Here is a 12518-nt window from a genome sequence, read left to right as displayed (position 1 = left end):
CTTGCCGCCAGATGAGCGCCTATACCCGCCCGGAATCGCCTGGCGGTCTGGTCGAGATCGACCAGCGCTCGCGCGAGATCTTCCGCCATATCGTCGATGGCTACCTCGCCACCGGCGAGCCGGTCGGCTCGCGCAACATCGCGCGCCTCCTTCCGATGACGCTGTCGCCGGCGACCGTGCGCAATGTCATGACCGATCTCGAAACGGCCGGGCTGATCTACGCCCCCCACACCTCGGCCGGGCGTCTGCCGACCGAGCGAGGCCTGCGCTTCTTCGTCGATGCGATGATGGAGGTCGGCAATCTCACTTCGGAGGAGCGGACCCGGATCGAGGCGCAGATGCGGGCGGCGGCCAGCGGGCGCACCCTCGACGGTGCGCTGACCGAGGCGTCGGCGCTGCTGTCGGGTCTGTCGCGCGGGGCCGGGGTCGTCGTCACCACCAAGGCCAATGCAAGGCTGAGGCATATCGAATTCGTCCGGCTCGACGCCAATCGCGCTCTCGTCGTGCTGGTCGCCGATGACGGCACGGTCGAGAATCGTTTGCTCGCGCTGCCGCCCGGCCTGCCGGCCTCGGCGCTGGTCGAGGCCGGCAATTTCCTCAATGCCCGCATCGCCGGCAAGACGCTGGCCGAGATCCGCCGCGAGATCGACGACAGCCGCGCCCAGATGGAGCGAGAGCTCGACGGGCTGACGGCGCGTCTCGTCGAAAGCGGCATCGCGACCTCCTCCGGTCCCTCTGGCGACCGGCATCTGATCGTGCGCGGCCAGGCCAATCTGCTCGAGGATCTCAAGGCGCAGGAGGATCTCGAGCGCATCCGCCTGCTCTTCGCCGATCTCGAAACCCAGACCGAGCTGATCGACCTCCTGACCCGGGCCGAGGCCGGCGATGGGGTGCGCATCTTCATCGGCTCCGAGAACAAGCTGTTCTCGATGTCGGGCTCCTCGATCGTCGCCGCCCCCTTCCGCGATGGCGAGCAGCGCATCGTCGGCGTGGTCGGCATCATCGGGCCGACGCGCCTCAACTATGCCCGGATCGTGCCGATGGTCGACTATACCGCGCGGGTGGTCGGGCGGTTGCTCGAAGGTGGACGATGAGGCGGACCGGGCGGCTTTGGGCGGGTATTCTGGCGGGAGCGATGCTGATGACGAGCGCCAGCGCGGCAACCGCGGACCTGCTCTCCGCTGCGTCTTCCGGGAATCTTGCCGAGGTCAGCCGGCTGATCGCGGCCGGCACCGATCTCGAACAGCGTGACGGGCAGGGACAGACCCCGTTGCTGCGGGCCGTCGCCGGCAATCATGTCGCGGTCGCCAAGGCCCTGCTCGCGGCCGGCGCCAGCCTCAATGCCCAGGCCGCCAACCAGGATACGCCCTGGCTGCTCGCAGGGGCCAGCGGGCGGAGCGAGATCGTCGCGGCCATGCTGCCGCTGAAGCCCGATCTCTCGCTGCGCAACCGCTATGGCGGCGACGCGCTGATCCCGGCCTGCGAACGCGCCCATGTCGAGACGGTGAAGCTGCTCCTGACCAGCGGCATCGACGTGAACCACGTCAACAATCTCGGCTGGACCTGCCTGCTGGAGATCGTGATCCTCGGCGATGGCGGGCCGCGGCACCAGCAGGTGGCCAAGCTCGTGCTCGATGCCGGCGCCAATCCCAATCTCGCCGACAAGGACGGCGTCAGCCCGCTCGCCCATGCTCGCAAGCGCGGCCAGAGCGAGGTCGCGAAGCTGATTACGGCGGCCGGCGGGCGCTGACGCGGGCCGCAGCGCCCCGCTCAGCCGCGCGTCGCGATCACGGTCGCTGCGCCGGCCATGACGCCGCCGGTGAACCGGTTGATCCGACGCATCGTCTGTGGGCTGGAAACCAGCCGCCGGGCCCGGTCGGCCGCATAGGCGTAGCCGAGCAGCGTGGTGTTGATGATCACCATGGTCAGCACCGCGATCTCGACGAAGAGCAGCGGCGTGATCGCGCTGAGATCAACGACCAGCGGCAGGATCGAGACGAAGAACACCATCACCTTGGGATTGCCGAGCGTCAGCGCGATGCCGCCGAAGAACAGGCGCCAGCCCTCGCCCGGAATCGCCTCGGGCGCCTTGTTGCTCTCGACCGGCGTGGTCCAGAGCTTCCAGGCGAGATAGACCAGATAGGCGCAGCCGGCATATTTGATGGCGACGAAGACGCCGTGGAAGCTCTGCATCAGCAGCGACAGGCCGAGCGCCGAGAAGGTCAGCCAGACGAGGTCGCCGGCGGCGATGCCGAGCACGAAGGGCACGGCGCGGCGAAAGCCGGTCGAGAGCGAGCGCGCCACCAGCGCCGCGATGCCGGGGCCCGGCGAGGCGACCGCCAGGAAATAGACCCCGGCGAAGACCATGAATCCGGCGATGTCCATGCGTTCGGTTCCCTGCGTCGCGCAGCTCTGCTGGCTGGCGTATTTAGCAGCGCGCCGCGCTTCTGTCCCATCGGCATGCGTGATGTCTGCGATCAGCGGGGGTGAGGTCTGCCGGCTTCACCGTTCGGATAGGTGTCCCTCAGGCCAGGGCGGCGACGTTGCCCGGCGTGACCAGGAGACGCTGGGACTGCGGTGGCAGGTCGCCGAACAGAGCAGGGTCGGCGCCGGTCATCCAGACCTGGCAGCCGAGCTCGCTAAGTCCGGCATAGAGCGCGGCGCGCCGGCGCGGATCGAGATGGGCGGCGATCTCGTCGAGCAGCACCAGAGGCGGCAGATCGCTCATGCTCGCGACCAGCCGGGCATGCGCCAGGACGAGGCCGATCAGCAGCGCTTTCTGCTCGCCGGTCGAGCCCTGGCCGGCCGGGATGTCCTTCAGCGCATGGCGGACGAGGAGGTCGGAGGCCTGCGGCCCGGCGAGCGTGCGCCCCGCGGCCTTGTCGCGCGGCCGCATCTGCGCCAGCAGCTCGCGATAGCGGTCCTCGGCGTCGAGTGCCGGCAGGCTCGCGACTAGGGTGTCGATCTCGCCTTCCAGCCGGATCTGTGCATGCGGGAAGGGTGAGCTCTCGTCGCGGTTCTGCGCGATGATCGCGGAGAGCCGCGCCACGGTCTCGGCCCGGGCGGCGGCGACCGCGACGCCGAGCTCGGCGATCTCGCGCTCGACCGAGTCGAGCCAGCGCCGTTCGGAGGGGCTCTCCTCGAGGATGCGGTTGCGCGCGCGCAGCGCCTTTTCGAGCGCGTTGGAGCGCGTGCCATGGGCAGGGTCGACGGCGAGCACCAGCCGGTCGAGGAAGCGCCGGCGCTCCCCGGCCGAGCCGCGGAACAGGCCGTCGAGATCCGGCGTCAGCCAGACCAGGCGCAGATATTCGCTGAAGGCCGTGGCCGAGCCGACCGCGGCGCCGTCGATTCGCGCAAGCCGGGCGCGCCGGCCCTCGCCATCGGGCGGCGCCAGACCGATGCCGAGCCTTGCGCCGTCATCGGCGAGCGCGATCGAGACCGCAAAGCCGCCATCGCCCGGCACCCGCACCATATCGGCGAGATCGGCCCGCCGCAGGCCGCGTCCGGGCGCGAACAAGGAGAGCGCTTCGAGCAGATTGGTCTTGCCGGCGCCGTTCTCGCCGCACAGCGCAACGAGCCGGCCCTCGATCGCAAGATCGAGGGCCGGGTAGGAACGGAAATTCTGCAGGGTGAGGCCGGCGACCGCGGTCAAGGCTGGTCGCGTCAGACCCGCATCGGCATCAGCACATAGAGTGCTGAGGCGCCCTCGCGGTCCTGGATCACCGTCGGCGAGCCGGGATCGGCGAGCTTGAGCAGGGCGGTGTCGCCGTCGAGCTGGGCTGCGATGTCCATCAGATAGCGGGCGTTGAAGCCGATATCGAGCGGGCTCGCATCATAGTCGACCTCGATCTCCTCGGTCGCCGAGCCGGAATCGGGATTGGTCACCGAGAGCGTCATCCGGCCCTCGGCCATGGAGAGCTTCACGGCGCGCCCGCGCTCCGAGGAGATGGTCGAGACCCGGTCCACCGAAGCGGCGAAATCGCCCTTGTCGACGGTGAGCAGCTTGTCGTTGCCGCTCGGGATGACGCGCTGATAATCGGGGAAAGTGCCGTCGATCAGCTTCGAGGTCAGCACCACCGCGGCGGTGGCGACCCGGATTTTGGTGCCGGAGAGCTCGACCTGGACCTCGCTCTCGCCGTCCTCGAGCAGCTTCTGGATCTCGGCCACGGCCTTGCGCGGTACGATCACGCCCGGCATGCCGAGCGCGCCCTGCGGGGCGGCGGTGTCGACGCGGGCGAGGCGGTGCCCGTCGGTCGCGACTGCGCGCAGCACCGGGCGGCCTTCGACATCAATGGCGTGCAGATAGATGCCGTTGAGATAGTAGCGCGTCTCCTCGGTCGAGATCGCGAACTGGGTCTTGTCGATCAGGCGCTTGAGCTCGCCGGCCGGCAGCACGAAGCGATGCGCCATCTCGCCGGCGGTGATGTCCGGGAAATCGCTCTCGGGCAGGGTCTGCAGGGTGAAGCGCGAGCGACCCGAGCGCAGCACCATCTGGCCGCTGTCGCCGGTCGCCTCCAGGGAGACCTGGGCGCCGTCCGGCAGCTTGCGGACGATGTCGTAGAGGGTGTGGGCCGGCACGGTGGTCGCGCCCGGCTCGACGATATCGGCGGGAACCGTCTCGACCACCTCGATGTCGAGATCGGTCGCCTTCAGCTTCAGCCCGTCCTCGCTGCCGCGCAGCAGCAGGTTGGAGAGGATCGGAATGGTGTTGCGGCGCTCCACCACCCGATGGACATGCCCGAGCGACTTCAGGAGCGTGGAGCGTTCGACCGTAACCTTCATGGCGTCTTCTGGCATGTGCTGGCGCCCGCCGGACGGCGGGCGACGGAATGGCCCGCGACATTGCCGGAGCGCCAGCGCCGGCGCAAGGGCACGCGCGCCGGCAACCACAGCTTAGCGCCATGCAGTGCCGCTTCCGGCGCTGCATGGGCCGGATAGCGGCCGGCGTGCGGCCTCACTCCTGCAGCATGCGCTTCAGCAGGTCGACCTCGTCATGCAGCAGCCGGTCCTCGCCGATCGCCTTCTCGATCTTGCGCACCGCATGCAGCACCGTGGTGTGGTCGCGCCCGCCGAAGCGCCGGCCGATCTCGGGCAGCGAGCGCGGCGTCAGCGCCTTCGCCAGATACATCGCGATCTGGCGCGGCTTGACCACGGCGGCGGTGCGGCGTTCCGAGAGGATGTCGGCCCGGCTGACATTGTAGCGGGTCGCCACCAGCTTCTGGATCTCCTCGATCTTGACCCGGCGCGGCTCGCGGGTGCGGACCAGGTCGCGGATCGCGGCTTCCGCCGTCTCCATGGTCACCGTCGCTCCGGTCAGCGTCGCATGCGCCAGGATCCGGTTGGCGGCGCCGTCGAGGTCGCGGCCATTGGTGGCGACCGCATGGGCGACATAGGCCACCACATCGGGATTGACCTGGAAGCTCGGATGCGCCGCCTTGAGCGCCTCGAGCCGGCTGCCCAGGATCTTGACGCGCAGGCCTTCGTCGAGCTCGCCGATCTCGACGGCGAGGCCGCCGGCAAGGCGCGAGCGGATCCGCTCTTCCATGCTCTCCAGATCGGCCGGCAGCCGGTCGGCGGCGACGACGATCTGCTTGCCGGCATCGATCAGCGCATTGATCGTGTGGCCGAATTCCTGCTGGATCGACCGGCCCTGGATGAACTGGACGTCGTCGACGATCAAGAGGTCGATGCCGCGCAGCTTCTCCTTGAAGGCGAGCGCGGTCTGCGACTTCAGCGCGGCGACGAAGCCGTACATGAAGCGGTCGGCGGTGAAATAGGCGACGCGCTTACCCTGCTGGCGCGCCTCCTGGGCAATCGCCTGGATCAGATGCGTCTTGCCGAGGCCGACCCCGGCATGAATGTAGAGCGGATTGTAGGGCGTTGCGCCGGCAGGAGCGGCCGCGATCCGTTCGGCCGCGGCAAAGGCGAGCGCGTTCGACTTGCCGACGACGAAGTTCTGGAAGCTCATCCGGCGGTCGAGCAGCGTGCCGCAGGCGTCCACCAGGTCACGCTCGCAGGGCGGCAGTGCCGTGGCTGCGGGCGCAGCTTCGGTATTGACCGGGCTCGGCGCGCGCACGGCGCTGGCGCGGCTCCGCTGGGCCGGGCTTTCCGGACGGGGCTCGGCGCCCTCGCGCGCCACCTGGCGGACGCTCAGCGAGACGCCATGGGGCGCGTTGAGTTCGGCGATGCAATGTGCCCGCAGGCGTTCGGCATAATGCGCCTCGAGCCAGCTCTTCAGGAAGCGCGTGGGAACGGTGAGATGGGCGACGCCCTCGACCACGGCGCAGATCTCGACGCGGGCGAACCAGCTCGAGAACACGTCCTCGCCGAGCTCCGCGCGCAGGCGGCGGCGGACGCGATCCCAGCTTTCCTTCTCGGCGGCGGCGGAGCCGCCCTTGGTCAAACCCAGTTTCGCAACAGACGGACCCGACGCAACATCCACAAAATCGCCAGTCTCGATCTGCTCCAGCATGTCTCTATCGCCCTGTTCAGTCGGTTGCGCGCGGCGTCACCCGGCCGGCAAGGCCGGTCGGCCGCGCTGATTTTGGTGAAAGCAAAGAATCCACGTCCCCCGGACAAGCCGAAGGTTCGGATCGTGCCAATGTTCGTCGTCGGCTCAGGAGTGGCGGGCTCGTCGCAGGACGAAACCGCTCTTCATCTCAACAAGTATAACGTCACAAGATAAAGAGCCGCATCCCTCCAACCTCTCTGGTTGTAAGCCAAAACGAGTTTCGATCTTTGGAAATCCCGGTCCGACATCTCTGTCCGCCCGGCGATGAGAGGACCTTATAGGGAGCCCTCGGACGGGGGCAATATCCCCCTCTGCCGGCTATCGGGATTCCACCGGGAAGCCCCGGTCGCTGCCCCACCGGCAGACCCCCTGCAATAGGTTGGGGAAGTTAAGCTTTTCTTTACAGCTGGGGCTTCGCGAGCGCCGCGAATCTTTTTTTCGCGCCCCCCCGAAAGCCGCCATGGGAAGCCTCGGGAATCCCGAGCGGCGATTGCTTTGCCTGCTAAGGTGATGAAAAATATGGCCTAATTTTGTGCGGTCAAAAATGCGTTACAGGCTGTTTCCGCGCCCGGAAAACGCCGGTGGAGTCAAGCCCGGAAAGCGATGGAAAGATTGCGGAATCGCCGCCCCGGGGGTGTTTTCATTCGCCTGTCGCAGCCTTGCGACGGTCCTGCCGAACAAAGAAAAACCCGGCCGTGAGGCCGGGTCGAAACAGGTCGAGAACCGCACTGCGGAACGGGCGGTCAGGAGGCCAGCGCGCCGATGCGATGGGCCAGACGCGAAACCTTGCGCGAAGCGGTGTTCTTGTGGACCACGCCCTTCTGGGCGGCCCGCATGATCTCCGGCTGGGCGGCCTTGAAAGCCTCGGCGGCGGCGCCCTTGTCACCGGAGGCGATCGCCTCCTCGACCTTGCGCAGGAAGGTGCGCATACGGCTGCGGCGAGACTTGTTCACCTCGGTGCGGCGCGCGATCTTGCGAGCGGCTTTCTTGGCCGAAGTCGTATTGGCCATCGTTCGTCCTCGTCCTCGTCGCGGCCGGCACCAGGCTTCTTGCCAAGTGACGCTGAGCGCGAACCCTTGCATGAAAAACGTGAGCGACGGCCCTGCAGGCGCAGGCCGTCGCGATCCGTGAGCCTATAAGCGCTGCCGGCTGCCACGTCAACGCGGAAATGCCGGCTGACGCCGGTCAGCTTTCGCCGCGCCGGATCGCGATCGCCTCGACCTCGATCAGATAGCCATAATGCAGCTCCGGAACCGGCACCACCGCCCGCGCCGGTCGGTGTTCCCCGAAGACCTCGGCATAGATCGCGTTGAATTCCGGCCAGCGTCCGCCGCCGACCAGATAGGCGGTGACCTTGAGCACATCGGCCGGGCCGGAGCCGGCCGCCGCGAGCACCGCCAGCAGATTGGCCAGCGCCTGGCGCGCCTGCACCGCGAAGGGCTCGCCCGCGGTGTGGCTGCCATCCGGACGCGGGGCGAGCTGGCCGGAGACGAAGACCAGGTCCTTGTAGGCGACGGCTTGCGAATAATGCCCGGCCGGCGCCGGCACCTCCGGCGAGAGAATCGTCTCGATCGCGCTCACGCGCCCTCGCCGATGAAGCGCGCGAAGCTGGCGAGATCGACATTGCCGCCGCTGAGGATGATGCCGACGCGCTTGCCTTCGACCGGCACGGCGCCGGTGAAGGCGGCCGCCGCCGCGAGGCAGCCGGTCGGCTCGACCACGAGCTTCATGCGCTCGGCGAAGAAGCGCATCGCCGCGATCAGGGCCGTATCGGGCACGGTGACGATGTCCTCGACGAGGTCGCGGATGATCGGGAAGGTGTAGTTGCCGAGGAAGGCGGTCTGGGCGCCGTCGGCAATGGTCTTGGGCACGTCGATCCTGACGATCTCGCCCTTGCGCAGCGAGAGCTGGCCGTCATTACCCGCTTCGGGTTCGACGCCATAGACGCGGCAGCCGGGATTGAGCGCCTTGGCGGCCAGGAGCGTGCCGGCGAGCAGTCCGCCGCCGCCGAGGCAGGCCAGGATGATGTCGAACTGACCGGCGTCCTCGATCAGCTCCTTGGTCGCTGTGCCCTGGCCGGCGATCACGGCGGGATCGTCATAGGGTGGGATCAGGGTCAGGCCCCGTTCCCTGGCGATGCCGTCGGCCAGCGCCAGACGGTCCTGGGTATAGCGGTCATAGGAGACGACCTCGGCGCCATAGCCCCTGGTCGCTGCGACCTTCGCCGCGGGCGCGTCCTGCGGCATGATGATCGTCGTCGGCGTGCCGAGCAGCTTGCCGGCATAGGCGATGGCCTGGGCATGGTTGCCGGAGGAAAAGGTCAGGACGCCGGCCTTGCGCTGTTCGGGCGTGAGTGCGGCGATGGCGTTGTAGCCGCCGCGGAACTTGAAGGCGCCCATGCGCTGCAGGTTCTCGGCCTTGAAGACGAGATTGGCGCCGGTGCGCTCATTGGCCGTGCGCGAGGTCAGGGCCGGGGTGCGATGCGCGGCGCCGCGGATGCGTTCCGCCGCCGCCTCGACATCGGCATAGGTCGGCAGCGTGATGCCGTCGGTGAGGGGGCTGGCTGCGGCGGTCATGGCGAATCCTGCGTGCGCTTGAGAGATCAGCCATGGTGTCAGCAGCGCGGCCGGCCTTTCAAGTGAAAGAAACTGGCCTCGGTCATGCGCGGCGCGGATCGTCCGGCGCGTCTTTCCCGGCCTGAGCGCAGCGGAGAGCCGGGAAAGACGCGCCGGAGATGCCCGGGCCAAGCCCGGGCATGTGGTTGCGGCCGTCAGAGGTTCTTGAATTCGGGCTTCCGCTTCTCGGCGAAGGCGGCCATGCCTTCCTTCTGGTCCTGGGTCGCAAACAGCGCCGAGAAGACGCGACGCTCGAAGCGCAACCCCTCGTTCAGCGTCACTTCGAAGGCGCGGTTGACCGCTTCCTTGGCGGTCAGCACCGAGGGCAGCGACTTCGTCGCGATCTGCTCGGCCGCCTTCAGGGCTTCCGTCATCAGATCGGCGAGCGGCACGATGCGGGCGACGAGCCCGGCGCGCTCGGCCTCGTTCACATCCATCATCCGGCCGGTGAGGCACAGATCCATCGCCTTGGCCTTGCCGATCGCATGGGTCAGGCGCTGGGTGCCGCCGGCGCCGGGGATGACGGCGAGGTTGATCTCGGGCTGGCCGAAGCGGGCATTGTCGGCGGCGATGATGAAGTCGGCCATCATGGCGAGTTCGCAGCCGCCGCCGAGGGCGAAGCCCGCCACCGCGGCGATGATCGGCTTGCGGCGCTGGCCGATCCGGTCCCAATCGGCGAATTTGTCGTCGAGATAGGTGCCGGGATAGGTCCGCTCCTGCATCTCCTTGATGTCTGCCCCGGCGGCGAAGGCCTTCTCCGAGCCGGTGATGACGGTGCAGCCGATGCCGGGATCGCGCTCGAAGCCGTCGAGGGCGGCGTTGACCTCGCCGATCAGCTGGCTGTTCAGCGCGTTCAGCGCCTGCGGCCGGTTCAGCGTGATGACGCCCACCTTGCCCTTAACCTCGACGAGAATGGTCTCATAAGCCATGGCGGTCTCCCGGATGCTGCGGTCGCGGCCAGCATTAGCGGGCCGGAGGGGCGCAAGTCCATGCGTGCCGTCGCAAGCCGGGATGGGGCGGGGCGTGCGCCGGCTCGAGCGAAAGCCGATCTCCTGCCGCATTCTCGCATTGTCGCCATGCTAGCCTCATTGCCCATCGGGAACGCGCCCATGCCTGCCTGCACCAGAACCGATACGGCTTCGCGGCTGATCCGGGCCTCGCCCGGCGCGATCTACCACGCCTTCATCGACGCGTCCTCGCTGGGCAGATGGCTGGCGCCGCAAGGCATGCACGCGCGGATCGAACACTTCGAGCCCGTCATCGGCGGGAGTTATCGCATCGTCCTGAGCTATGACGATCCGGCCGGAGCGCCCGGCAAGGCGACGGCGGACAGCGATGTCGCCGAGGGCCGGTTCGTCGACCTTGTCCCATGCGAGCGCATCGTCTGGGAGGTTTCCTTTCCGTCGGACGATCCCGCCTTCGCCGGTACGATGACCATGGCCTGGCGGCTCGACGAGGTCAGGGGCGGCACCGAAGTGACGATTCATTGCGAGAACGTCCCGGTGGGCATCGGCAAGGAGGATCACGATGCCGGCCTGCGCTCGACGCTGGAGAACCTCGCGCATTTCGTCGAGGCGGCCTGAGCCGCGGCCGCGAGCCGTTGACTGCCCTCAGCCCCGCTTCTGGCAGCTCTCGCAATAGAAGGTCGAGCGGCCGGATTGCACCAGTCGCTGCACCAATTTTCCGCAGCCGGGTGTGACGCAGGGCTCGCCCTCGCGGTCATAGACCTTGAAGCGGTGCTGGAAATAGCCGAGCGAGCCGTCGGCATGCGCGAAGTCGCGCAGGGTCGAGCCGCCGGCGGCGACAGCCTCCTCCAGGACCTCGCGGATGATCTGCGCCAGCGCATGCGCCTTCTCGCGCGGCTTGCCGGTCGGGGTCGCCAGCGAGCCGGCCTCCGCTTCCGGATGCAGACCGGCGCGGAACAGCGCCTCGCAGACATAGATGTTGCCGAGCCCGGCGATGAGGCGCTGGTCGAGCAGGGCGGCCTTCAGCGGCGCCGCCTTGCCGGAAAAGAGCCTGGCGATCAGCTCGCCGGAGAGCTCGTTGCCGAGCGGCTCGATGCCCATGCCGGAAAAATGCTTCGACGTTGCGAGCTCGCTACGCGGCAGAAGATCCATGAAGCCGAAGCGGCGCACGTCATTATAGGTCACCCGGGCGCCGGAGCCGAGATGGAAGACGACATGGTCGTGCTTCAGATGCCGGCCGATCTCGTTGTAATAGGCGCCGGGCTCGGTCGCGGGCGTGCCTGGCGCCTCGACGATGAAACGCCCGCTCATGCCGAGATGCATGATCAGCGCCTGCCCGTCGTCGAGATCGGCGATCAGGTATTTCGCGCGCCGCGACAGCGCCTCGACCCGCCGCCCGGTCAGGCGCTCGGCGAAGCGCTCGGGCAGGGGAAAGCGCAGATCCGGTCGCTTCTGCTCGACCCGGGCGAAGCGCTCGCCGAGCATGGCCGGCTCGAGCCCGCGTCTGACGGTTTCGACCTCGGGAAGTTCAGGCATGGCGTTGCGCCTTTCAGCATGCGTCGAGACGGGCCGCGACAAGCCCCGCCGCATTCGCTATTCATCGCCGCAGCGAACCACAAGAGCAGCCCGGCCGTGACAGCAGCTTCCGATTCAACCCATTTCGGCTTCGAGACCGTGCCGCTTGCCGAGAAGCAGGCCAAGGTCGACGACGTCTTCCACAAGGTCGCGGGCCGTTACGACCTGATGAACGACCTGATGTCGGCCGGCCTCCACCGGCTCTGGAAGGAGGCGCTGCTGACCGCGCTGAAGCCGCCGCGCGACCGGGCCTTCGCTCATCTCGACGTGGCCGGTGGCACTGGCGATGTCGCCTTCAAGGTGCTGGAGGCCGGCGGGCCGCGGACCGAGGTCACGGTGCTCGACATCAATGCCGAGATGCTCGCCGTCGGCCGCGAGCGCGCCCAGAAGCGCTTCCCCGGCGACGACCGCATCCATTTCGTCCAGGGCAATGCCGAGGAACTCGCTCTGCCGGACAATGCCTTCGACGCCTATACGATCGCCTTCGGCATCCGCAACGTGCCGCGCATCGACAAGGCGCTGAGCGAGGCCTATCGCGTGCTGAAGCGCGGCGGGCGCTTCCTCTGCCTCGAATTCTCGCATGTCGACGTGCCGCTGCTCGACAAGGTCTACGAGGCCTATTCCTTCAACGTCATCCCGCCCATGGGCAGGATGGTGACGGGCGAGGCCGAGCCCTACCAGTATCTCGTCGAGTCGATCCGCAAATTCCCACGGCCGCAGGTCTTCGCCGACATGATCGCGGCTGCCGGCTTCCGCCGCGCTTCGTTCACGCCGATGACCGGCGGAGTAGTGGCGCTGCATTCCGGCTGGAAGCTGTGACGTTGTTCTCTGCCATGATGATGGGCTTGTCGC

General features: G+C 68.0%; 13 protein-coding genes. 4 read left to right on the top strand and 9 right to left on the bottom strand.

The window, feature by feature from the left end; translation table 11 throughout:
* Positions 1-11: 11 nt before the first annotated feature.
* Both hrcA and ACWGRX_RS09920 read left to right on the top strand, forming a co-directional pair.
* Positions 12-1094, top strand: coding sequence for a heat-inducible transcriptional repressor HrcA (gene hrcA, locus ACWGRX_RS09925; RefSeq protein WP_452117415.1), 1083 nt, complete (start codon positions 12-14; stop codon positions 1092-1094).
* A gap of 47 nt (positions 1095-1141) precedes the next feature.
* Positions 1142-1750 carry an ankyrin repeat domain-containing protein gene (locus ACWGRX_RS09920; RefSeq protein ID WP_452117414.1) on the top strand — a complete coding sequence of 203 codons (609 nt, stop codon included), beginning with the start codon at positions 1142-1144 and terminating at the stop codon, positions 1748-1750.
* Positions 1751-1770: 20 nt separating this feature from the next.
* Here the strand turns inward: ACWGRX_RS09920 and ACWGRX_RS09915 are convergent, their stop codons facing one another.
* The 8 genes from ACWGRX_RS09915 to ACWGRX_RS09880 all read right to left on the bottom strand — a co-directional run bounded on the left by ACWGRX_RS09915 (position 1771) and on the right by ACWGRX_RS09880 (position 10055).
* Positions 1771-2385: a LysE family translocator gene (locus ACWGRX_RS09915; RefSeq protein ID WP_291646086.1), complete on the bottom strand. Its 615-nt coding sequence runs from the start codon at positions 2383-2385 to the stop codon at positions 1771-1773.
* 139 nt (positions 2386-2524) lie between these two features.
* Positions 2525-3652 (bottom strand): DNA replication/repair protein RecF, encoded by a 1128-nt coding sequence (gene recF / locus ACWGRX_RS09910; protein WP_452117413.1) that lies wholly within the window; start codon positions 3650-3652, stop codon positions 2525-2527.
* 11 nt (positions 3653-3663) lie between these two features.
* Positions 3664-4782 carry a DNA polymerase III subunit beta gene (gene dnaN / locus ACWGRX_RS09905; protein WP_452117412.1) on the bottom strand — a complete coding sequence of 373 codons (1119 nt, stop codon included), beginning with the start codon at positions 4780-4782 and terminating at the stop codon, positions 3664-3666.
* A 172-nt stretch (positions 4783-4954) separates the two neighbouring features.
* Positions 4955-6472 carry a chromosomal replication initiator protein DnaA gene (gene dnaA / locus ACWGRX_RS09900; RefSeq protein WP_452117411.1) on the bottom strand — a complete coding sequence of 506 codons (1518 nt, stop codon included), beginning with the start codon at positions 6470-6472 and terminating at the stop codon, positions 4955-4957.
* A 782-nt stretch (positions 6473-7254) separates the two neighbouring features.
* A complete protein-coding gene (rpsT, locus tag ACWGRX_RS09895; RefSeq protein WP_066476640.1) occupies positions 7255-7521 on the bottom strand; it encodes a 30S ribosomal protein S20 in 267 nt (88 codons plus the stop codon).
* Between the two features lie 175 nt (positions 7522-7696).
* Positions 7697-8092, bottom strand: coding sequence for a RidA family protein (locus ACWGRX_RS09890; RefSeq protein WP_291635724.1), 396 nt, complete (start codon positions 8090-8092; stop codon positions 7697-7699).
* Entirely contained in the window at positions 8089-9087 is a 999-nt protein-coding gene (locus ACWGRX_RS09885) for a threo-3-hydroxy-L-aspartate ammonia-lyase (protein WP_452117410.1), read from the bottom strand. Before ACWGRX_RS09885 ends, ACWGRX_RS09890 begins: the two co-directional genes overlap by 4 nt.
* Before the next feature lie 194 nt (positions 9088-9281).
* Entirely contained in the window at positions 9282-10055 is a 774-nt protein-coding gene (locus tag ACWGRX_RS09880; protein ID WP_452117409.1) for an enoyl-CoA hydratase, read from the bottom strand.
* A 180-nt stretch (positions 10056-10235) separates the two neighbouring features.
* Between ACWGRX_RS09880 and ACWGRX_RS09875 the strand changes: the two genes are divergently transcribed.
* Positions 10236-10709, top strand: a complete 474-nt coding sequence (locus tag ACWGRX_RS09875; RefSeq protein WP_452117408.1) for an SRPBCC family protein — start codon at positions 10236-10238, stop codon at positions 10707-10709.
* Between the two features lie 27 nt (positions 10710-10736).
* Here the strand turns inward: ACWGRX_RS09875 and mutM are convergent, their stop codons facing one another.
* Complete coding sequence (mutM, locus tag ACWGRX_RS09870; protein WP_291635716.1) at positions 10737-11627, bottom strand: bifunctional DNA-formamidopyrimidine glycosylase/DNA-(apurinic or apyrimidinic site) lyase; 891 nt, start codon at positions 11625-11627, stop codon at positions 10737-10739.
* A gap of 96 nt (positions 11628-11723) precedes the next feature.
* Between mutM and ubiE the strand changes: the two genes are divergently transcribed.
* Complete coding sequence (gene ubiE / locus ACWGRX_RS09865) at positions 11724-12485, top strand: bifunctional demethylmenaquinone methyltransferase/2-methoxy-6-polyprenyl-1,4-benzoquinol methylase UbiE (RefSeq protein ID WP_291646081.1); 762 nt, start codon at positions 11724-11726, stop codon at positions 12483-12485.
* Positions 12486-12518: the final 33 nt, after the last annotated feature.

The organism is Allobosea sp. NPDC055594 (genome assembly GCF_053618995.1).
The sequence above is the reverse complement of the archived record's forward strand: the minus strand, read 5'-3'. Positions and strand labels throughout refer to the sequence as shown.

Bases quoted from the DNA above. Each gene is read 5' to 3' on its own strand.
- mutM (WP_291635716.1), bottom strand. From the start codon at position 11,627: ATGCCTGAACTTCCCGAGGTCGAAACCGTCAGACGCGGGCTCGAGCCG.
- dnaA (WP_452117411.1), bottom strand. From the start codon at position 6,472: ATGCTGGAGCAGATCGAGACTGGCGATTTTGTGGATGTTGCGTCGGGT.
- ACWGRX_RS09880 (WP_452117409.1), bottom strand. From the start codon at position 10,055: ATGGCTTATGAGACCATTCTCGTCGAGGTTAAGGGCAAGGTGGGCGTC.
- ACWGRX_RS09920 (WP_452117414.1), top strand. From the start codon at position 1,142: ATGACGAGCGCCAGCGCGGCAACCGCGGACCTGCTCTCCGCTGCGTCT.
- ACWGRX_RS09875 (WP_452117408.1), top strand. From the start codon at position 10,236: ATGCCTGCCTGCACCAGAACCGATACGGCTTCGCGGCTGATCCGGGCC.
- ACWGRX_RS09885 (WP_452117410.1), bottom strand. From the start codon at position 9,087: ATGACCGCCGCAGCCAGCCCCCTCACCGACGGCATCACGCTGCCGACC.
- hrcA (WP_452117415.1), top strand. From the start codon at position 12: ATGAGCGCCTATACCCGCCCGGAATCGCCTGGCGGTCTGGTCGAGATC.
- rpsT (WP_066476640.1), bottom strand. From the start codon at position 7,521: ATGGCCAATACGACTTCGGCCAAGAAAGCCGCTCGCAAGATCGCGCGC.
- dnaN (WP_452117412.1), bottom strand. From the start codon at position 4,782: ATGAAGGTTACGGTCGAACGCTCCACGCTCCTGAAGTCGCTCGGGCAT.
- ACWGRX_RS09915 (WP_291646086.1), bottom strand. From the start codon at position 2,385: ATGGACATCGCCGGATTCATGGTCTTCGCCGGGGTCTATTTCCTGGCG.